Annotated in this window: 15 protein-coding genes; 4 read left to right on the top strand and 11 right to left on the bottom strand. The window is 43.4% G+C overall.

Annotated elements, in window-relative coordinates; genetic code table 11:
- Positions 1–1,955, bottom strand: a 1,955-nt coding sequence (locus ACIPK1_RS11240; protein ID WP_400450889.1) for a VWA domain-containing protein, incomplete at its 3' end; no start/stop codon positions are given.
- 208 nt (positions 1,956–2,163) lie between these two features.
- On the opposite strand from ACIPK1_RS11240, the gene ACIPK1_RS11235 reads away from it, so the two are divergent.
- On the top strand, positions 2,164–3,663 hold the full coding sequence (locus tag ACIPK1_RS11235; protein ID WP_400450888.1) for a helix-turn-helix domain-containing protein: 1,500 nt from the start codon (positions 2,164–2,166) through the stop codon (positions 3,661–3,663).
- Between the two features lie 140 nt (positions 3,664–3,803).
- On the opposite strand, the gene ACIPK1_RS11230 is transcribed toward ACIPK1_RS11235, so the two are convergent.
- The 3 genes from ACIPK1_RS11230 to ACIPK1_RS11220 all read right to left on the bottom strand — a co-directional run bounded on the left by ACIPK1_RS11230 (position 3,804) and on the right by ACIPK1_RS11220 (position 6,730).
- Entirely contained in the window at positions 3,804–4,367 is a 564-nt protein-coding gene (locus tag ACIPK1_RS11230) for a hypothetical protein (protein ID WP_252708130.1), read from the bottom strand.
- A 144-nt stretch (positions 4,368–4,511) separates the two neighbouring features.
- Positions 4,512–5,204: a response regulator gene (locus ACIPK1_RS11225; protein WP_252708131.1), complete on the bottom strand. Its 693-nt coding sequence runs from the start codon at positions 5,202–5,204 to the stop codon at positions 4,512–4,514.
- Entirely contained in the window at positions 5,201–6,730 is a 1,530-nt protein-coding gene (locus tag ACIPK1_RS11220) for a sensor histidine kinase (RefSeq protein ID WP_042890088.1), read from the bottom strand. Before ACIPK1_RS11220 ends, ACIPK1_RS11225 begins: the two co-directional genes overlap by 4 nt.
- A 167-nt stretch (positions 6,731–6,897) precedes the next feature.
- Here ACIPK1_RS11220 and ACIPK1_RS11215 point away from each other — a divergent pair, with 167 nt between their 5' ends.
- Both ACIPK1_RS11215 and ACIPK1_RS11210 read left to right on the top strand, forming a co-directional pair.
- On the top strand, positions 6,898–8,226 hold the full coding sequence (locus ACIPK1_RS11215; RefSeq protein WP_008378026.1) for a 2-hydroxycarboxylate transporter family protein: 1,329 nt from the start codon (positions 6,898–6,900) through the stop codon (positions 8,224–8,226).
- Positions 8,227–8,256: 30 nt separating this feature from the next.
- Positions 8,257–9,423: an NADP-dependent malic enzyme gene (locus ACIPK1_RS11210; protein ID WP_400450885.1), complete on the top strand. Its 1,167-nt coding sequence runs from the start codon at positions 8,257–8,259 to the stop codon at positions 9,421–9,423.
- A 203-nt stretch (positions 9,424–9,626) separates the two neighbouring features.
- On the opposite strand, the gene ACIPK1_RS11205 is transcribed toward ACIPK1_RS11210, so the two are convergent.
- Both ACIPK1_RS11205 and ACIPK1_RS11200 read right to left on the bottom strand, forming a co-directional pair.
- Positions 9,627–11,105, bottom strand: coding sequence for a helix-turn-helix domain-containing protein (locus ACIPK1_RS11205; RefSeq protein WP_086372631.1), 1,479 nt, complete (start codon positions 11,103–11,105; stop codon positions 9,627–9,629).
- A 428-nt stretch (positions 11,106–11,533) separates the two neighbouring features.
- A complete protein-coding gene (locus ACIPK1_RS11200) occupies positions 11,534–12,583 on the bottom strand; it encodes an alcohol dehydrogenase catalytic domain-containing protein (protein ID WP_260605115.1) in 1,050 nt (349 codons plus the stop codon).
- 89 nt (positions 12,584–12,672) lie between these two features.
- Here ACIPK1_RS11200 and ACIPK1_RS11195 point away from each other — a divergent pair, with 89 nt between their 5' ends.
- Positions 12,673–13,122 (top strand): MerR family transcriptional regulator, encoded by a 450-nt coding sequence (locus ACIPK1_RS11195; protein ID WP_008378019.1) that lies wholly within the window; start codon positions 12,673–12,675, stop codon positions 13,120–13,122.
- 54 nt (positions 13,123–13,176) lie between these two features.
- On the opposite strand, the gene ACIPK1_RS11190 is transcribed toward ACIPK1_RS11195, so the two are convergent.
- The 5 genes from ACIPK1_RS11190 to ACIPK1_RS11170 all read right to left on the bottom strand — a co-directional run bounded on the left by ACIPK1_RS11190 (position 13,177) and on the right by ACIPK1_RS11170 (position 22,018).
- The gene (locus ACIPK1_RS11190; RefSeq protein WP_016611270.1) at positions 13,177–14,340 is read right to left on the bottom strand and encodes a hypothetical protein; all 1,164 of its coding nucleotides are present in this window, start codon (positions 14,338–14,340) and stop codon (positions 13,177–13,179) included.
- A 47-nt stretch (positions 14,341–14,387) separates the two neighbouring features.
- Positions 14,388–15,152 (bottom strand): hypothetical protein, encoded by a 765-nt coding sequence (locus ACIPK1_RS11185; protein ID WP_400450882.1) that lies wholly within the window; start codon positions 15,150–15,152, stop codon positions 14,388–14,390.
- 73 nt (positions 15,153–15,225) lie between these two features.
- Complete coding sequence (lepB, locus tag ACIPK1_RS11180) at positions 15,226–15,705, bottom strand: signal peptidase I (RefSeq protein ID WP_400450880.1); 480 nt, start codon at positions 15,703–15,705, stop codon at positions 15,226–15,228.
- A gap of 76 nt (positions 15,706–15,781) precedes the next feature.
- Complete coding sequence (locus ACIPK1_RS11175; RefSeq protein WP_400450878.1) at positions 15,782–17,200, bottom strand: HTH domain-containing protein; 1,419 nt, start codon at positions 17,198–17,200, stop codon at positions 15,782–15,784.
- A 123-nt stretch (positions 17,201–17,323) separates the two neighbouring features.
- Positions 17,324–22,018 (bottom strand): pectate lyase-like adhesive domain-containing protein, encoded by a 4,695-nt coding sequence (locus ACIPK1_RS11170; RefSeq protein ID WP_400450876.1) that lies wholly within the window; start codon positions 22,016–22,018, stop codon positions 17,324–17,326.
- Between the last annotated feature and the right edge of the window lie 384 nt (positions 22,019–22,402).

Genomic DNA, 22,402 nt, shown 5'->3' with positions numbered 1-22,402 from the left:
TCGGTTGTGCTTGGTTCCGTGGTACTTGGCTCGGTTGTACTTGGCTCCGTCGTACTTGGTTCCGTTGTACTTGGTTCCGTTGTACTTGGTTCGGTAATGCTTGGCTCCGTTGTGCTCGGTTCGGTTGTGCTTGGTTCCGTGGTACTTGGCTCGGTTGTACTTGGCTCCGTCGTACTTGGTTCCGTTGTACTTGGTTCCGTTGTACTTGGTTCGGTTTCTTTTTTTGTATTGGTGATTACAAGGGTATCTCCCTCAGTCGTCACACTGCTTTCGAAGCCGTCGGGGATATTGACTTCTTCAACCTGATACACAAAGTCTTCCCCTTGATTGTTGTATTTTGGTAAGTCTGCCATTTGACCAGCAACGGGTATCTTTGTTAATGATGCTTGAAAATCACTGGCTTTTTCAAGGGTCAAACGGTCTGACTGCTGCCAACTGTCTGCTGCCGTAGTGGTGGTTCTTTTGACTTGATAATCGATTTGGTCTGGAATCTCAGCTGCTGAGACATTGACCCACTTTTTGAGAACAGCAAGGGAAACATTGGGTGCCTTGATGGAAGGTATCGGAAAATCCAACGCTTCATCATCGCTTGCTGGTGTTAAGGTCGTACGGCCATTGCACAACACCCACGCCTCTCCTTTAAAATCTGGGGCTTCCGTATTCAAGCGAACTTGGTAGGTCAAGGTCAATTTTTCATTTTCACCTAAGGCTATCCCACTGACGGTAATAGTCTGATCCTTTTCAGAAACGGTTACTCCAGTTGCAACTTCCGGCGCCTCGACCCACTCTCCTTGCGCATTTTTGCGCCATCCGACTAACTGATACTGATCAGCATCAAAATTACCTGCCCCTTGCAAAAGAATGCCCTCTCCCATCGGATCTGTAATCGTCCCGTCAGGGATGGTTTTATCGATATGATTGGCGATTTCTGTCAATGCTGAACCCAATCCGCTCAGGTTTTCATCCGTTGTTAAGTAATTGCTCGGTGCAGACGCCAGATTGCGCCCAATGTATTCCCCTCGTGCGGAAGGCGCCGTTGCTACCGAATAATAGGTAAAACCAGATTTTTTAAGCGCGACGATCGTGCCAAGGGTCTCGTCTGTCACCACAGTGTTGCTAACAGGAATGGCTTGCGAATCTGATGGATTTTTACTTGTCGTATGGTAAGCAGTGGCTGACGTTTGAAATTCTTCAATATAGCTTTCCGTGTGATAACCGTTATAGTCACTGATTGCGCCGGTATTTTGATAAACCGCTGCCTCATCTACTGGCAAATAACTACGATTGGCACTGTCGTCACCGATATGAATAAACAGCTTTTCCGCTTCTGGACGACTTTCTTCCAGTAACAGTTGTTGTCCAGCCAATAAGCCTTTTTGCATAAAAGTTCCAGAATGGGATTCGGCCGTCTCACGCAGAAATTGTTCCAAGTAGGCGATATCGGTAGAAAAACCGTTGGTAGTGTAAACTTCTCGATTGTAGGCAACGATCCCGATCCGAATGGAGCCATTCGCTAGCGAATCAGCTAATTCATTTCCAAACTGTTGCAGCCCCAACAAGGCGTTGGTTAATTTTTCTCCAGTCATGGAGGAAGAATAATCGATCACCATGACCAGATCAACAGGGGTACTGGTCTGATTGCCTTTGACAGCTAACGTTACATCAAATAGTCCTTGGTCCGCAGCTTCTTTGACACTTTTTTTCAGATAAGCTTCATCTGCATAATTGACATAGTTCTCTTCATCAAAAGCAACCCCCGGCGCCTGTCCATACTTGTAGTTGTACGTATCTCCTTGCGCCGTTCCATTTGTCAAATACTGTCCGGTCGCATCAGTTTGATAGTCAAAATCATACGTGGTGGTTTCACTGTTTACAGTCAGACTGCCCATGAGAACCCCCATCAACAATAGGAAAAAAATCCCTGCATGCTTTTGCCAACCTCTTTTGTGTTTCATCACTTTCGCTCCTTTATTTCCGCACTGCTTTCCTCAGCAGATCCATGAATGCTGAGGAAAGCGAGTCTTTGTCAGAAAACAGTATAGAAGGTTTTGCTGCGAAAAGGAGACAAAAAATTGCTGATTTCATTTACAAAAAAATCACGTTTTTTGTGCTATCATAAGAGAATCGAGTACATAGAGAAACCTTTAGAACGGAGCTTGAATTATGGAACGGTTTTATCCATTTTTTGGACACACTCTCAAGAGAGATATCGACTTGTTGCGGTTTTTGTATCTTCAAAAACGTTTTGTTCCCATTGAAGAGATCAGTCAAGCGTTGGCTTTGGATCGCCGCTCTATCCAAAAAAGCTTCGACTCTTTAAGCAAACGCTCGCTTTCCTTACAAGACGATCCCTCACCGCTTTTGGTTGCCAAACACGGCTTTGGGTTATCCTTCATTGGGACTAAGCGAGACTACAAGCGATTGAGTCGGCAGTTGCTGGAAGCGAATCCCTTTTTTTATTTACTGGAAACCCTTTTGCTGCAAAGTGAGATCAATTTGATCCAATTCGCCGCTGACCATTACTTCTCCGAATCAACCGTTCGTAAACGAATCTATGCGTTGCAAAAACTGCTTGCTCCATTTGGATTTCAGCTGCAAAAGCAAAAAGGGACGGTTCGACTCGTAGGCAGCGAAGCCCGTATCCGCTACTTTATGATGGTCTTCTTTTGGCGAACATTTGCCGGTCTGCATTGGCCCTTTACTGGTCTTTCCCAGAAAAAATGTGAAACCATCGCACAAGACTTCTACCAAAACAATCAGATTCCCTTTAACCCGATCGAATTGAAAATGACCACATACATTTTGGCTGTCACTATTTTGCGGTTTCGCAAAGGACAACGGATTTCAGCAGAAGCAGTAGCGATCGAAGCCCCTTTGATTGGGGAAGATCTTTCCTTGTTTCAATCCCTGATTGATGAAGAGACCGCCATCTACAATCATTTATCGTCAGAACTAGCGGAACACTTCTTTCTTGATGAGAATGAACGCCGCTTTTGTTTTCTATGGCTAGCATCGAATCTCGATCGAACGTTTGCCGATGCGCAACTGGACGCTGCGTTTTCCCCAAAAAAACCAACGACGAGCATCCAAAAACTTCTCTGGTCGATGACCGCGTTCGCACCAAAATCCGAGTTGACCCGCCCTTGCAAAAGTAGGATCGTGAATACCCTCTTGAATGGGCTTTTGATTGTCGAATTGTTTGGACCGGTCGACCATACATTAGCCGGCTATAATACTGCACAGTTTTTAACAGAACATTTTCCTGATTTGCAAAAGCAAGCCGAAAAGCTAGTGACAAAAACTTCGTTATACCAAAAAGAGCCACTGAAACGAAGCGGATTTTCTCTTCATGTCGCTATGGCGTGGACGCTGATTTTGCCGCCAGCTACTTTTCAGCAGAAAATCAAGATCAAACTGGAAACAGACTTGCCGCTGGCGATTTCACTGACCATCAGAGAACTGATCAAAGCGCCCTTTCAAGGGTTCTACAACCTTGATATTCGTGATCAGTTTATCGACGACGACTACGATCTCTGTCTAAGCACCACTCCATTGTCTGAAACCTATGAAAAAGCACCGGTCCTATTGATCAATGCACAAGTCACCGTCCCTGATTTGTTAGCAATTCATCAGGCGATTGAAGTATTCCAATCGCAAAAATAATGATTGCTCTGCTCAAATCACTCCAACAAAACGAGACGATGAAGTAATGAAAGTAGGTACTTCGTCGTCTCGTTTTGTTTCATTCATTCAATACAGTATTACTTTTATACAACCAATAGTTAAATCTGTTGCTAGTTCCTTTAACGAAAAGGAACACTCGAGTGTTGCAACTGGATTCGAACGTTGCCTCCTTCATCCAACATATACCCAAATGTATATTCGACCTTTACCTCTTCTCCGGTCTCACCGGATGTAAAATAATAATTTCCTGAAGAAAGTGCTGTATCACCATTTAGAATCGTATCGTGATTGTCAAAGCGTACATTTGTCCACGGCTCTAAAGCAAACCCGCTGTCTTCTTCAATATCACCACCAACGAAATAAGACAAAGCTTCTTCCTTTGTTGAGCGGAAAGGAATTTCAGCAGCTTTCGTCGGTTTAAAAAGGACTGTTCCTTCATCAAATGCATACAACGTATCAAGGGTTTCTTTAGCTTGTTCTTCTGCAGCTTCCTCACTCTGCGTACTTGCTTCCCCAATAGCTACGATGCTCTCAGCCCAAGCTTCTTGTGCTTCTTCGATTGCAGCGAGAGTGATCGTTGGCACTTCAACCGTATCTGCTTGTGCTGTGTCGTCTTCATTTTGAGCCCCACACCCTGTTAAAGTAACTAAGATTATTGGTAAAATCAGTGTTTTTTTATTCATTTTATTCCTCCTTCTTTATCAATCAGTCTAATAAAGAATAGGTTTAATTGAAATAATAATCATAAAATATTAACAAAAATAGAAAAATACTCGTATTTTGATTATTAAATGCATTTATCGCAACTGATAATGAGAGCTCATTTTTCAATCCGTTTTCTGCTTTTCTGCATATGTCAAAAAATACTGTTTATACGGACGCCCAATTTTTGTATACACATTTTCACTGCGAATGGCTTTGGTCTTTTCTAAGTGGGCGACATACTTTCTTACCGACACATGGGACAATGCGCAAGCTTGCGCCAATTCTTGGACTGTAAATGGCTGTTTGATGGTACGAATCGTTTCTTGGATCAGCTGAAGCGTGTCTTCTGTCAACCCTTTTTCTAGTTCGATCCACGGACTTTTTTGGTTTCCCTGCAGCAGCAGATCGATTTGTTGCTGAGCGATCCGTGGATGTTTGAGGCTTTCCCGTCGTTGCTGAAATACTTGGATACTTTGGGCAAATCGTTCGAAGGAAAACGGCTTGATCAAATAATCCAACATCCCCAAATGTAGGCTTTGGCTGATCAATCGTGTTTCATCGGCAGCCGTGATCATGATCACATCCACAGCCTGTTGTTGTTCCCGTAATGTTTGCAACAGCTCCAAGCCATTGCCATCTTTCAAATGGATATCCAGCAAGAGCAGCTCAATGGTTTCTTTTTGCAGCATTTCTTGTGCTTCTTCCACTGTTTCCACCGAAAAAATTCGCTCAAAAACCGCTAAACGTTCTAAATAGCTGCGATGAATAAATTGAACCATCGGATCGTCTTCAACAATCAAAATATTGGCTTTCATAGCTGCTCCTTCCGATAATCATTCGTGATCGTCACTTCCAAAACACCTTGCGCTTCCTGAAAAGTAATCGTCCCATTGACTTCATGCAGTAATTGCTGAAAATAGCCTACTTGTTGTAAAGTCACTTGTTCCGCTGGTGTCAACATTTCTTCCGCTAGCTGCCAACTCGTTTGCAACTGATTTTCTTGGTACTCGATTTTCATAAATACCTCTTGAGTCAAATGCTTTTGCAGCAAAAGATGATGTATATATTGATAAAGGTTTAATAAGACTTTGGTTTCATGTGCAACGGCCCCTTGAGGAATCTCTGGAAAAATTTCTAACAACAGCTGGCATTTCTTTTCTAAAAATTTTTGCCGCTCGCCAATCAAAAACCCTGCCAACAACGGGTTTTTAATAAGAATCGCTAGCCGATGAGCAAATTCTTTCTCTGGTTTCAAAATATCATCCAAATAGATCGTCAACTCTTCATAGGCTTCTAAATCCACCAAACCATAGATGACATGCAGCTTGTTCATAAATTCGTGGGCTTGACTTTGCAGTGCCGTCGCATAGGCTGTCGTATTTGCCAACTGATCCGCAATAAATAAAGACTCTGTCGCATTTCTTAGAAAAATAATATGCCCTATCTGCTGATTTCTCACGATGATCGGCGCCGATGAAAAGACATAGTTCTGCCCTTCTTGCTGTACTAACCGCTCTTGCTTCTTGTCAAAATCGACGTGCTGCAAAGCAGGCAAGATCGTTAGCAGGGATTGGCCAACCAAGCCATCTTCTGATGCAGTAGCAAGCGGCAATGCCGTGGCAGCTCGATTTGCCAGCAAGATGTTCTTCGCTAAGTCTAAGACAAAAACAACATCCTTGGTTTCTTCCAGCATACTATTGCGTTCTTCTAACAAACGTGAGATTTCTTGCGGTTCCAGATTATGCAGTTGTCGTTTCAAATAAAATGCCACGAATAATGCAATCCCCCCGCCTAATAGCAAACTGATGAACAATGCTTTCCGATAGCCTTTTTGCGATAGTAAGATTAGCGATTGCAGTGAAGTCATTTTAATCCCTAATGCCACGACGCCAAGTTGTTCTCCATCTTCTTTCACTGGAACGAACCCACGTAAGGACTGTCCTAAGGTGCCGTTGCCAATGGAGAGAGACTCCTTGCCTTCAATTGCCGGTGTTTCATCGCCACCTGTAAAAGGTTGACCAATCTTTTCAGGGTCTGGGTGCGTGATCCGAATAGCGTCTTGATCCATCAAAACAATAAAATCCAACCCATAATTTTTTGCTAATTCATTGGTATATGATTGCAACTGGGGACTGGCTTTCTTTTCCCGCAGTGCTTGCTTGACCTCCGCTTCTGATGCTAACTGACGACCGATCGATAGCAGCAGCGTTTCTTCATCCCGGTGCATTTGCTCTTTTTGTTCCATCATCATCAGTACATAAAATAATGTTAGAACGATACATAAGGTACTGGTAAAAATTCCTACTAACAGCACCCACAGCCGAACTGGCCGCTCTCGCATAGTCGTTCCTCCTCAATTGCTAATAAGCGTTCATTACACGCTCATTTTAACATAGGAATCTTTTTCCGAAGGTCTTTTTTTAAGTTGTATTTAATTAAATTAGTTAAATAATCTTCTTTGTTTGTGAGCGCTTCCTTATACTGGAAACATCCAAAGGAGGTATTTGAATGAAACAAGTCGTCGCAAAACAACCCGTTGTTGAAAAAAAGCAAACCAAAGCAAAGTGGTGGTCTTTCTATGTTGGTTCCGTTCCTTTGCCCGTCTATCTGGTAATGTCTGCCATTATCTTGATCACTGCTTTTCTACAGCAACTGCCTGTCAATATGTTGGGAGGGTTCGCCGTTATCCTAAGTTTAGGCTGGTTATTAGGAACGATTGGTGCCAACATCCCCATCATCAAGAATTTTGGTGGTCCCGCTATTTTTTCTTTGTTGATTCCGTCAATCCTGGTCTTTTTTAATCTCATCAATCAAAACGTATTGGAATCAACTAATATCTTAATGAAGCAAGCAAACTTCCTTTATTTCTATATCGCCTGTCTGGTTTGCGGCAGCATTTTAGGTATGAATCGCAAAATCTTAGTCCAAGGGTTGATGCGAATGATCATTCCTATGATGTTAGGCATGGTCTTAGCGATGGGCGTAGGTACCCTTGTCGGTGTCCTGTTAGGGCTAGATTGGAAACACACTTTGTTCTTTATTGTGACTCCTGTTTTAGCCGGCGGTATTGGGGAAGGAATCTTACCGCTTTCCTTAGGCTATAGTGCCATCACTGGTTTAGGTAGCGAGCAATTGGTCGGTCAGTTGATTCCAGCCACTATCATCGGCAACTTTTTCGCGATCGTTTGTACTGGCTTGTTGACTCGCTTAGGGGAACAAAAACCGCAGCTTTCAGGAAAAGGCCAACTCGTCAAAATGAGTGATGGGGATGATTTGAAAGATGCGTTGGTTGAAGATCAATCACCGATCGACGTCAAATTGATGGGTGCCGGTGTGCTGACCGCTTGTACGCTCTTTATTCTCGGCGGTTTGCTGGAACACGTCACTGGTTTTCCTGGACCTGTTCTCATGATCGTAGCAGCCGCTTTCTTGAAATACTTGAATGTCGTACCAAAAGAAACACAAAAAGGATCAAAACAGCTTTACAAATTCATCTCTGGTAACTTTACATTTCCACTCATGGCAGGATTAGGACTACTTTATATTCCTTTGAAAGATGTCGTCGGTATGCTGACCTGGCAATACTTTTTAGTCGTTATAAGCGTCGTTTTCACTGTGATTGCCACGGGATTTATCGTTTCTCGCTTTATGAACATGTACCCTATCGAAGCAGCCATCGTTTCTGCTTGTCAAAGCGGAATGGGTGGAACCGGCGATGTCGCGATCTTAAGTACCGCCGACCGCATGAATTTGATGCCATTTGCCCAAGTAGCTACACGTTTGGGTGGCGCGATCACGGTTATCTCAATGACCGCACTTTTACGACTATTATTTTAATTGTTTGAAATCGGAAGGGAGAAATCAAGAATGTCAACGATGAATGTCAAAGAAGCAGCTATGAAACAAGCCGAGGAAAATGGGGGCAAATTAGCCGTCGTTTCTAAAGTCACTATTGATTCAAAAGAAGATTTAAGTATCGCCTACACCCCAGGAGTCGCAGCTGTTTCATCAGCAATTGCTGAAAACGAAGAACTCGCCTACACCTTGACCACTAAGAAAAATACTGTCGCCGTGATCAGCGATGGCTCAGCGGTGTTAGGTTTGGGCAATATCGGTGCCAAAGCAGCTATGCCGGTCATGGAAGGCAAAGCGGCCTTGTTCCAGCGCTTTGCCGGAATCGATTCGATTCCGATCGTCCTAGATACGCAAGACACCGAAGAAATCATTCAAACGATCAAAGCAATCGCACCAACCTTTGGTGGGATCAACCTAGAAGATATCAGCGCCCCTCGCTGCTTTGAGATCGAACGACGCTTGATTGAAGAATTACCGATCCCCGTGTTCCACGATGACCAGCACGGAACTGCCATCGTGGTATTAGCCGCTTTGATCAATAGCCTGAAGCTGATCGACAAATCCTTTGAAGAGGTCAAAATCGTGATCAACGGCGGTGGTTCTGCTGGCCTTGCCATTACCCGAAAATTTTTGGCTGCTGGCATCAGACACATCACTGTTGTCGACAAAGCAGGGATCATTTCAGAAACGAACCATGAACTTGCGCCCCATCACGCAGAAATTGCCAAAGTCACCAATCGTCAACATCTAACAGGAACACTAGAAGATGCCCTCAAAGGAGCAGATGTCTTCGTAGGCGTTTCAGCTCCCGGTGTGCTGCACCCTGAGTGGATCAAAACGATGGCAGAAAAACCAGTGATTTTTGCTATGGCGAATCCAACGCCAGAGATTTTCCCTAATGAAGCACTGGCAGCTGGCGCCTTTATCGTCGGTACTGGTCGCAGTGATTTCCCTAACCAGATCAATAATGTCTTGGCCTTTCCGGGAATCTTCCGAGGCGCATTAGACGCTCGAGCAAGAGACATCACGATCGAGATGCAGATCGCAGCAGCACAAGGGATCGCTAGTTTGATCCCCGAATCAGCATTGACTCCAACCACTATCATTCCAGATGCGTTTCAGCCTGATGTCGCTAAAGTCGTGGCAGAAAGCGTGAAGAATGCGGGGAAAAAAGATTAAATAGATTGGTATCATTAGTGACTGCAGCGCTAGTTGTTTGATACCAATAAAATGAAAAATAGCTACAAAAATGTACCGACTATGAAAACTAGTCGGTACATTTTTGTGTCGGATTTTACAGATAATCGAAAGTTTCCTCCCAGAAGACAGTCCGAAAAAATACTCCCTAACTTCCCATTCACTATTGCTTCACTTGGTTCACTTCACAGAGGGCACTCTTTAGTTTGAGGATACAATCGACAAATCACACGCTCCCAATCTTTCTTCGTTGGTATGCTACTTAACAAGATATAATCATCCGTCAAACCATAATCCAGGATATAGGGACGATAATTTGTGACGATCAAAACCTTCTGGTCCGCTTTTAATCGTTCTTCTGTTAATTCGTGCAATGAAAGAAAAATGACTTGATACTTGTTTGCAAAGAGCCGAATTGCTTGTAATCGAATCATTTGAACGACCATTGAGTCCCCTTCTATAAGAAACAAAATATTTTTTTTCGGCTGATAATAGTCGCGCAGTAAATCACTTACCGTTGTAAAACTGATAGCAATATCTTCCATAAATTCTGTCGCAAAAGCTAACTCTTCTTTGTACTTTTCCAAAAATGCTTTATTTTTGTAGTAAGACTCTCGATGGTATGTTTTTATTGAGGCGACTTCTTCAGCTTGTCGCTTGTTCAAAGATGGACAAATCACTTCATTAAGTTTTCTAGACACCAGAAAGGAGGTTAGATAATCTTCTAGCAGTGACTGATCCCAGCCCTTAAATTCGGCACCAGCAAAATACGCTTTTACGATCGGCTTCACTTCTGGCCAGAAATTAAATCGAGCTAGAAAAGTTTTTTCTCGATCGTATTGATTGATTGTCCGCGTACATATAATCATGTAGTGAAGCCAAGCAAGTTCTTCTTTGGGTAAAGATACCCCATACTCTTTGAAAATGACTTCTTTCAGAATCTCTAGCAATTTAAAATCATTTTCTTGATAGACAAGCTCTTTTGCCCAGTCAGGAATCGAAACATAGTGCTCCTTTTGCGCCCGTACAATCGTTATATACAGCAGTGAATAAAAAGCCGAGATCGTCAAGCCAGTACCTACTTCATATTTTCCCAATTTATCAGAAAGTCCCTTTAGAATTACATGATGCAGGCCTTCTGGTGGTCTGATCGTATAGGGGGTGGGCTCACCTACATAGTAAAAATCAAAAAAGAATTTACGAATATTTGCTTCATCGCCTACCAAAGTAACCGGTGTGAAACTTAGAGAAAGTCCATACTCTTTTAAGGCTGGTTGCACACGTGCAATAAACCTTCGTAATGTTGTTTCCGCATAATTGTATCGATAAGCCAATTCATTCAGATCAACTACTTCTCCATAAAAAATGTTCCCAATGATTTCAAATAAAACTTCCTGATTTAATAGCTGCTCTTTTTTTTCTTTAAAGAGAACACGATTTCGTTCTTCGAAATGAAATCCGCTATTACCTGATACCAATTCAATACATTCGCCAAAATGCTCTTTGATCAAGCGTAGGTCTTTCACCAATGTCCGCTGAGAAATAGCCAATCGCTCAGAAAGAATCCCAACTTTAAAAACTTGTTCTCGTTCAATAATCGTTAATATCTGCATCCAACGCTTTGTACTCGGACTTGTAATAAAAGACATCTGAAGTTCCCTCATGCCATTTCTTCACTCATTTCCTTTTCTGACTTGGCTCTATTCATTCTACCATACAACAGAAACCCCTTTCTTCGCTACGTCAAATGAACTTCTTTCTAAAAACATAAGATGTGGCACGAAACATCCATTGTCAGAAAAGTTCGCTTTCGCTTTTTTGAACTTGCTGCGGGCTTTCTTTCAATCCATAGCAAGGCAAGCACCATTCTTTTCCTGGATCAAATGATAGCACTGCGACACGCGACAAATAAGAAAAGTGCTGACACCCATGTATACACACAACCTTTTGCCTGTGCGCAACAGATTTTCTATTGCAGATTCAAATAAAAAAGCTTAACACCTCGTAGATGTTAAGCAGAATCAGCTATCATTCTATGTTTGTTCAATACTCGGTGCCCGATTTTCATTTGGCATTCTTCTCTGGATCGGATTTAAAACCTCATAACCGCTTTGACCAACGGATCATCTTCTAACGTTTGGCGTTCTAGCGCCTCTTGCAGTTTTTCCAATGGGTATTCATCCGTGATATATTTTGTGGGATCGATCATGCCACTAGCAATCAAATCGATCGTTTCTTCAAACTCTTGGCGGGTGCATGAAACGCTGCCGATGAGCTTGATTTCTTGCAAGACCAACCGATTTAATGAAAAAGGAATTTCGGGAGCAACGGAATTTCCGATCGCCACGATCGTTGCGCCAGGACGAGCAGCCTCAATGCATGTCGCTAAGGAACTGCTGGAACCGACCGCTTCAAAAATCAAATCGAACCCACCAGCAGACGCGTCTTTCAATACTTCCCCGCGGTTTGAATCCTTAGCGTCAAAGTAATCGTCAAAGATTCCCAATTCCTTGGCTTTCTCAATTTTTGTATCGTTGATTTTGGACATGGCCACATAAGAAGCCCCAGCTTTTTTTGCCAATTCGCCAATCAATTGCCCGATGATCCCACTTCCAGAAACCAAGACTTTGTCATTTAACTTAATATTGGATTTACGGATGGCATGATAGGCAACCATCAAGGGATCAATCAAGCTAGCTGCTGTATCTGAAACTGTATCTGGCAATTTATAAGCATTGGACGCTTTTCCGACAAACCGTTCGGCATAGGCGCCATTGCAGACAAAGCCGATATAATTGGTGCCGTTTACTTCCCGACACAAATGCTCTTGCCCTTTTTGGCACATCTCACATTTTCCACAATAAAGATTTGCCCAAAAAGCGACGCGATCGCCGATTTTAAAGGAACTATCGCCTGCATCCGTCACGACACCGCAAAACTCGTGACCCATGATAAAATCGGACTCCCCTGTTTTGCCCCAACCTTTCCCTGCTTGCCACATATGCACGTCACTGCCGCAGACGCCGCAAGCTGAAACTTGGATCTCGATCAGTCCTTCTTCCACTTTCGGCACAGGTACTTGTTTGACCTCGATCGTTTCTGGTCCTTTTAATACAGCAGCTTTCATGTTTTTTTCTGTCATCTCTGTTTCCTCCTCATTGCTTTTTCCTTTGCTTACTGTCATACTAACATTAAAGTTAACTTTAAAGTCAACGTTAAGGAGTGAAAAAAATGACCTATACGATATCCCAAGTTGCGAAAGCCTTAAATATCCCCACGTCAACCATCCGCTATTACGACAAAGAAGGCCTTTTGCCGACGTTAGCGCGCAAAGAATCTGGCTACCGTTTATTTTCAGATACTGAAATTGAGATGCTGGAATTGATCGAATGTCTGAAGGAAACAGGCATGACCATTAAAGAGATCAAAGATTATGCACAATTGACACGCCTTGGTGATGACTCGCTGCAAGAACGCCATAAAATGTTTCTTGAACAAAAAAAAGCGCTGCAAGCGCAGATAGACGCTTTGCAGCAATCGATGGCGTTGATCGACCATAAGTGCTGGTATTATGAATCAGCGATCGCAGCCGGTACAGAACAAATCCATTTCCCAATCAAAATGTCGTTGAGAAACAAAGAAAAGTTTCAAGCGATCACCGCTCAAAGCGAAGATCGCTAACGTTATGTAACGTTCACAGGACTATCTGCCTGCTTCTAGTGATCCGAAGCAAACCTATTCTTGGTACTTTTCAAATACTTGCTTGTCTGCTAGTGAATAGACTTGTTCATATAAATAATCAAAGAGAGTATTCATGTTCTCTTTCGTATCGCTCACTTCATCAAGGATCTCTTTTGCCGTACGATGGGCGATATTCAAGCGCATTTCGGCGTTGTAGATCATCCGTTCTGCTTCAACCTGCGCTTCTTCAAGTGTCCGGTCTGCTTTCTTTCTAGCAAACAGCAAGATCTCTCGCATCTCCGCTTGAAACTGCTGATTTTCTTTTTGTAACTCTTGGTTTTCTTTTTGCAGCTCATTGACCGCTTTGCGAAGCGCAGCGGCTTCTTCTTCCTGAGGGCCTCGATCCTGCTCCTCCAGCTGTGCTTCTTTTTCAGCGAGTTGGTTCGCCAAATTTGTGATGACCTCTTCTTTTTGGAGCAGCAGCTGTTTTTGTTCTTGGGCTTTGCTTTCATACCATTGTTTTTCTCTTGCCCAATCCAAGCGTTCAAAAATCGCTTTTTCTTTCACTTGCTGGATATCCGACTGTGAGCGATGCAAGGTTTCTGCATGGAGCCGCTTTTCAAGTTCTGTGATTCTCGTTCGTGCCAACACTAACTCTTGATGGGTTTGTTCAAAGCTCATATCTGCTGGTGAGACAGGCGCCAGCTCCATCTGCTCCTCGTTCGCTTCCGCGGTAAACGCTTCAAAAGAGCGTTTTTCTTGATAGCTAGGCAAGGGCGCATTGACAGTTTCATTACGCTTTTTGGTGCTTTTACGCTTTCTCTTCCCTTTACTGCTTACTGGATGTGGCATGCCAGTTTCTGAGGACCAGGGTTGCGTCGAGTGCTTAGGCGATCCTTCTGGCTCCAATCGTTCCTCTAGTTCCGCTTGTACTGAAGGAGACGGTGCCGGCGCCTGTCCACTTCGTTGCCCTTGTTTTTTGCCTTTTTGGGGTTTACTACTGGTACCCATCATTTCTTGATCATTGCTAGTAGCTTTCTTTTTTGCGGTATCGGCGAAGGCTTCTTTCGCCGGTCCATTGGCAACAGCTGTCTCAGCGGTTCTGTTTTCTTTCTCATACGTTTCTTCAAATCCTTTTAATTCTTTCAATGACACTTGGTTCATTTCGTCGAATAGCGTCTGAGCAGAAAACCACCCACGTCCCTTCTTCTTACTCATCCCTTGAATCCCTCCCTTTCGTCAATAACTCTTTTGATTGTTTCATTCTAAGTTCCCGTGTCTGAAGCTTGGACAAGCTCTTTTCGGTTGAGTACTTGCCACTGTCCCTGAGCATTGCGGACGATCGTTTGTTCAAATGACGTATCGGGCGTATCTGCTACTTGCAACACGAAATGGCACCGTTTCACGCCCTGCGCCTGCGATAGATCATCGATGATTCGCTGCAAATTAGCTTCCCAAGCAGGAAAATCCGCAGATGAGTCCAAATGACTTGAACTCGTTAGGGTGATTTCTTGCAGCGGTTGATCAATATGGATCAGCACGACTGTCGGTCCTAAAAAAGGCGTCACTTGCGCCCCAAATTCTTCTTCTAGCTGAAAACGTGTTTCTCGATCATCCGCCATCAGCAGCGTCTGCCAAGCAAGGCTTTCAAAAGGGAGCCCCGCAGACGGGTACACCGATAACGATTGTTGCATCCCATCCACCTGTTCTTTTTGTAAATGTAAGATTTCCTGTTTCATCTGCTCCCTTTCCTCTGCTACCCTACGGCTTTGCGCATGTATGGAAACTTGAGTAAAAGTCAAAAGCAGCAAACGCATAAGAAACAGACCACTCACCATCAGTAACGCTAACGGATGGTCATTACGAATCTTATGCTTAAAAAAAGCCAGTTTTCTTTTTTCCAACTCCGTCATATTTGTTCGTCGCTCAAGTCTTCGAACAAAGATTTCGAGGTATCCCCGTTGAGCAAGCACCCCGATCGCCACAAAACAAAGCAGCAGTATGCTGACATAAACCATCTTCACGGACATCCCCCTTTCCATCTTTTGTCCATAATTGAGCCTCGATTTTCAAACAGACACGCTGACTGACCTCGTTGAATCCTTAAAAGAAATTCAAGACGACCCCACGAAGCGCCTCGCTCGTCACCATACCAAATTCACGACTATCGATCGAGTGCATGATCGCATCCCCAACGACGAAATACTCTCCTGGCTGCAGGATGCCGCCGACTGGCAATTCCCTCGCCGTTTCTTGCGTCAGTGTAAAGGTATAGGAAAAATCATAATAGGACCCTGATGCACCCAATAGCAATCGATTGCCACTGCGCGCATAAGAATCGCCAGGAACCCCGATCACTCGTTTTACGATCAGCCGCCCTTCATGCTCAAAAGCGACGAGATCATAACGATGCGGCAACTGATTCCTTTGAATAACGACTAACTCGTTGTTTTGAATAATGGGGGCCATCGACTCACCGCTGACACGAGCCATTTTGTAGTTTGAAAAGAAAAAGAACAGCAGCAGTAGCAGACAACTTATTCCCAACACACGAAGTGCCAATTGCTTTTGGAATCGACCCATGATACCTGTTGCTCCTCTACCATAATTTTACGTCGTACGTAGCCTTTGACTGATTCTACCGTTGGCTCTACCGCTTTTAGCGAGAGGCAGACGCTGCTTGAAGCTCTTCACTAGGAAAAGAGCCTTCACATGAACCAAGAAAATCGGCTAAAATCGCCTTGCCGAGGCGTTCGATGGAATTTGGCTCAATCGGTCGTTCCAACCGATAGATGGGCTGTTCCAATTCCAGCAAAAAGAGCGGTTGATCAGTGACTACCACCTGGCGGGCGGTGAAAATCGACAGCTCACTCGTAGCCTCGACGACGACATCTACTTCTTGTGCAACCAGCCAATCCCTCAGACGTTGCTTGATCCAGCCTTTGATTTTCTCATTTCCACTCAAATGATAGGTGATCATCAGCTGCTTGTTTTTTAACTGCTGCTTGTTTAGATAGGACTCGCCTATTGTCAGCAAATAGTGAGAAGCAGCGCTAGAAAGTACCTTAGACTTTCCAATACCCGACACTTCTGGCTTTTGACGATCCCGCAGCAAAGGAGGTGGCACATGGAAGAGCCGATCCAGTAACATGACTGCTAACGTCACTTGCACGAATACGCGATCTTCTCTCAATGTCTCTGCTTGCTTAGGAAACGTCTCTCGCAAGCTATCGATTGGATCAAAGGGCACCGTTTCTTCGACCCACGGATGTTTCAATAAAAACGAAAGTACCCCTTCATCTGCCATCATCAAAAACAATAGGACACACCGTTCTTGCTGCGACAAGGACCTGCAGACCTCCAAGCCTTCGATGACAAAACCCGTTTTTTCTAGAAACAACCGACAAAAGTCAGCCATTTCCCAATTTTCTTCCAAGCGTCCACCTTGTTGCGCCCGTAAAAGAAAGACCTTCGTCCACTGCAACGAAACCACTGGATCGATCGGCAAGGACGGACGATACCGCAGTATCAACGTTTCAGCCAGCTGCTCAAAGATTTGGTAGGGCTGTTCCTCTTCTTCAAAATAAAAGGCTTTATAGAAATACCGTATGTTTCCTTCTGCCCCTTCTAGGCACCACTGCTTTTTATTCAAGGTCAGTTCATAAGCAGCGAACAAGGTCTGAAGCTGACGACATTGTTTCAAAAAGGTTTGATTGCCTAATCCGGTGATCGCAACAAGTTTTTCCGGTATCGCCGTTTCTTGCTGACACAAGAAATGCAGAAACAACAGATTCGGGTCATCCGCCAACAATGCTCGCTTTTTTTCCTGATACTCTGCCAATTCTTGGATCATCAATTCATAACCATTGCTGGCAGATGCGAGGATCGTCGAAGCCCCAAAGAGTTGGCGCAGTTCCTCAATGTCTGAAATAATCGTCCGCCGAGAAGCGCCGCAAGCATGTGCCAGCTGTTTCCCACTTAAAGGACCGCAACATTCCAACTGCCGCAAAATCGTCAATTGCCGCTTGCACGTCATTGAAAATAAACTGTTCATCAATAAAGACGGCTTGTTTCTCATCGTTTCACCTCCCCACACATCCGAAAGAAGAGAAGCTGCAGGCGACTTCCAGCAGCTTCTGCTTGCTTCTTATTCAATATACTCCTGTCTTTGCTGTGACAAGCTAATATATATCTATTCTATTTACGGGACAACACTTAGTTCCCAGTGGATCGTTGCTTGATAATTCATTGCTTGCGGCGTCGCACCTATCGGAATATGTAAATAGACACTTTCCGCCTTGGTCTCACTATTTCCATATCGTTGAATCCAAGTACCGTCTCCACTACCTTTAGCCGCTGTTGCCAAAAGTACTGTCTGACCCGGAGGTAATTCTAAGAATGACTCATATTCAGGATAATTTTTTTCTGCGAGGTTTTGAGCTGTCACCATTTCAATATTTTCCAAGTGTACGCTAGCACCCCTTAAACGATGAGTATCGTCCTCGCTCACAAATCCATAATCTCCCAACCTTGCCGTCAAGCGCCATCCAGTGAACGTATTACGACGATCGGAAATCTGAACATAATTCGGTCGTAAACCTGCCAAAGAATCTTCTGACGCATTGAGTAATCGTTGAGGATTCGCTGGGTATCGAGTCTCACTCGAACGAATAGGTACTTGTCCAAAATCGAATTGTGAAATAAAATCGATACTAAAAAACCCTTGATTTTCAGGAAGTTGAGGGGGATTTTCTGGATCGACTTCTTGATCAGGCGCAAGTGGGTCTTTCGGAGAAACAGCTCCACCAGATAAAACCTGAGTCGCGTCACTCGCTCGACTACCGTTCAAGAAAGCATAAGCAGCTACGATTTCATTGCGAATAAAGCGATCACTTTCAGGTAATTCGTAACGGTACCAGCCACTTTCATCCGTTTGGACGTGAAAATGCTCTTGTTCATTTGTTCCTATTACAACTTCGATATCAGGAGATGGCAGATGCCCCATATCCCGATCAAAGCGGATATAACTAAGAGGTGATGCCTCTCCGGTAATCACCTTAGAGTTCTCTTGGGTGGGGTCATCCGATAGTTGATGGATACGCACTTCCACTTCATAATCATTCAATGTACCGAAAAGCAAACGTTGGGTATTCGAGCTAAAATTACTCGAAAAGTGCGTGCTGGTCGCTTGATCCATAGAAACAACATTATGAACGTTATGGATTAAACTCGTATAATTCACCTGCGCTTGATAAATTGGTGTCCAATAAAAATCAGGCGCGTCTTCACTCGTATTTTGATAGCGCCATTGGCGGACAGATTGCGAAGTGGCAATCAATGCACTCGGAGCGTGCATATTCAACAAGCTCCCAGACGAGACAGAACTTGTTTTTTCTAAATTAACTCGTTTCGCTTGGTCAATGTTAAACCGTACATTTGTTCCACTCCCGGTCCATCCAATTAAGCGATGCGCTGCCGAAGCGCTATCAGATTGAATGTCTAAAACGGCATCTTTTCCAACATTGATTTCCGCCTGCATAATTACCGTTTGCGAGTTAAAATGAATAATGTCGGTATCTGCATTCCCTTGATCAATAGCTTCAATCTTTAACGTACTCCGCTCATTAAGATTTATCTGACTATTGCCAGGGAAAAACATCGTGTTACGCGCTTGTCCATTTCCTCCAGACACGCGCCCCGCACTCGTAATAGTCACCGTGCTATCTTTTTCAAGGTTAAGCTGATACCCTTGAAGATGTGTAATCGATGCTGACATAGCAGGATTGCTTTGCTGCGTCTCTATGTTGAGAGTCGCATGTTCTCCTACATTTATGTTCCCGTTATCAGCAGAAAAGTAAATATTTGACCCATATGCTTTTCCATCAGCTCCATTAGCATTAAGTGTCAGTGTGGAGTGTTTTCCAAGAATGACTTGTGAATTGAACGCATGTGAATACAAATTCCCTCCTCTAATACTTGAGAGTGCAACTTCTGCCCTATCATCTAACTCAAATAAACGAGTTTCAAAATTTGCTTGATCAGTAACGTAAAGATCTTGAACCCTAAAATCTGAACGATACGTTGGAATTTGATGATTGAAAACATGTCCTGATAGAATGGCGTGAGTAAATATTGAATACAACAACTGATTGCCAACGCTTTCGACATTGTGGTACCGCATTATTGAACGACGGTGATTCTCTTCACTTAATCCCAAAAATGTAAGTGGTCCTCGCCAATTCCCGTGATAGGTTTCAATATTCTGAAACGTAATGTCCCAAGGTGTACCAGGGGCTACTGTATTATCAAGAAGTATGATAGAGACTGCTCGAAAATCAATTTGATTCCAATGTCCGTCGATAATCAGTCTTCTAGAAATTCTAGGGGCATTGATTTCGATGAGTGAATTAGCTCCATTGGGATTCGTAGTGAAAGAGGTCTCCATATGAAGCAAATCCTCTAACCCTGCTGAAGGATTATTCGAAGATTCAAAGTCAGCTGTAATATCGATAACATTAATCGTTGGATCGGCAATCGCTCGCACAAACTCCTGCCAATTGGACACATCTTTTCTGACGACTTCGCCTTCGATCAAGTCAATATTTCCTAAATCTCGATCCGCTTCGTCACCTTCTACCGTTGTTTTGGCTCGATTCGATTTCCCATTCAAAAACGCATAAGCAGCAACTTGCCTGTGTGGCGTAAAATGCTCCCCTTCCGGTAACTCATAGGAATACCTTCCATCCTTATCTGCTTGCACATGAAACTTTTCGTTTCGGACATAGAAATCCGATTCACCGCTTGTAGGCGGGGCGTCAATATTGCCTTCTGGAATCACAGGATCGCCTGAAAAACGAATCAAACTATGCGGACTTGCCGTTCCCGTAATCCGATAGGAATTTTCTTTCGTGGGATCACTGGTGAGGGCGTTGATCGTTAAGTCAACATCTGAAATTGCTTCAAAGAGTATTCGCTGAGATCGAGTAGTGAAATTGCTTCTGAAATGATTCCTTATCTCCTCAGAGATAGAAGAGACACTGGTAATCGTTGGGGTCGTAAAATAATAGGTGATACCCAAATCGAAAATAGACTGCCAATTGTGAGTAGACTGCCCTTCTAGATTACCATGATTCCACTGCTGAATCGATTGAGCGCCAGTAGTCAATCGAATACTATTGAGTAACGGGGCATTGATAAGCCCAGTCGTTGGCAAGATACTTGAAATTGATCTCGTTCGTTGCAAATTGACTTTTTTGGCATCTGAAAAATGAATATTAAGCGGATCAGTCGCCAAGGCATTTGTCGAAGCAATCAAGTATTGTGTCGGAGAAGTACTATCAGAGCGAATATCTAACGTAGCGTCTTTCCCTACATTAATTGTTCCACCTCGCCAAAAGTGAATCACGTCGCTATCGGAAATTCCTTGATTGGTTGCGTCAATTCTAAGGGTACTGCGTGCGCCTAAGTCGATGGTTCCCCCACCCCAAGGCATCATAATAATATTCTGACCATCTCCTGCACCGAAAGTCGTACGACCATCGTTCTTAATAGAAACTGTACTGTCCTCTAACAAAGTGATGTTGGTTTCATTGATAATTCCCATAATCGTCGAAATTGCGGGCGAATTTCTTTGCGTATTTAAATGAAGTTCAGCTTTTTTGCCAACCGTTAGATTCCCTGCTGATCGAAACAAAATATTGGCACCTTGCGCTTCCCCATCAGTGCCATTCGCTGTCAGGGTCAACTTCGCCCCATCTCCTATTACTAGCCGCTGATTTGACCCATGAAAATCAATATTACCGGAGCTGATCGTCGACAGTTCCACTGTTGCACCAGCATCAATCTCTAACTGATTGATTTCAAAATTTGCATGTATCGTGCCAGCTGAAATCGTTTGGACTCGATTCCCTAGGTTATAGGAAGGGGTTTGATGTGACGTCACATTCCCGGATAAAATCAATGTTGACGACAGCCCATACAGCAGTTGATTTCCCACATTGTTCATATTGTGGTAACGCAACCTTGCTTGTGATTGATTTGTAGGATTCAGATTAGTATAGGTAACCGGCCCCAGTTCACTCCCATGGTAAATATCCACATTTTGAAACGTGATGTTCCATGGCGATACAGCGTTAACCGATACATCATCAAATCCTAACGCGACAGAACGAAAATCAATGTGATGGTCATTTCCATCGACAATTAGTGTTCGAGAGGAGGCTTGTGCATTGATCCACAAATAAGAAATGGATGCGGATGGATTCGTAGTAGACGAGTTACTATTAAGTCCACTTATGCCTGCTGAAGGATTATCACTAGATTCAAAGCTATCTGTTAGATAAATATGGTTGATCGTTCGATCGGTCATCGCATTCACAAACTCCTGCCAGTTCGCAACCTCTGCGGTCTCGCTTGAGTTCATTAGATCAAGAGCATCTATATTCGCCGCATCAGCTTGACCATCAACCATTTCTTCAATGACTACAGATAATCCCTCAGATGTATCGTGAAGTTCATAAGTCCCCGCCTTTCCAAACAGAAGTATCAGGGTAAAGTAGTTTTGTTCCTTATCTGTGACAATCTGCCAGTAGTTTTCTTCTTTCTCAAATACATCGGTTCCTTCTGAAAGATTATCCGTTGAGATACTAGCTTCATAAGGTAGGACAATCATGATTTCTTGGACAGGTTCATTTGTTACCAAATCGATTGTGATTTCTTCCCCAACAATCCCGTCGATCATTGTTTCTGAAAATTGAAAGCTGGGCTCAGTTTCAGAAGAACGTCTCTCAATTTCATCTGCTAACGTGTCTTCTCCCCCTTGCCACGCATGAAGTGGCTCAAAAAAGAACGCTTTAAGAGACGGAAAAAACATTTGAATACTGAACAGTCCAATCATGATTGAAAGCACTAATTTAAGTGTTTTCTTTTTCATTTACATATTCTCTACTTTCTTAAATACAAATATTATGGACAAATCAATAGAAAAAAGTTCAAAAAAAGCAACTAACCACATGAATCGATTGTCCCTATATGGTTCCTGACATATGCTGCGTCATGTAATCGAAGAATCAAGTCAAAAGGAAAGAAGGTCAATAGTTGACCTATCTCTCCTCTCTTTCAGCCTTCTTACCGGTTCTATTTACCGATGATAAGAGCGCGTTCATTGGCTCATTTTCAACAATAGTAGTAAAATGTATAGCTTTTCCATTTGCATGTTTTATTTTGCAAGGAATAAGCACCAACAGCGCTATTTCTTCTCGACAGACACTATAAAGAAGAA

Source organism: Enterococcus sp. NPDC086594 (assembly GCF_044746145.1).
GTDB classification, from domain to species: Bacteria; Bacillota; Bacilli; order Lactobacillales; family Enterococcaceae; genus Enterococcus_D; species Enterococcus_D entomosocium.
This window is presented reverse-complemented; position numbering and strand designations above follow the sequence as displayed.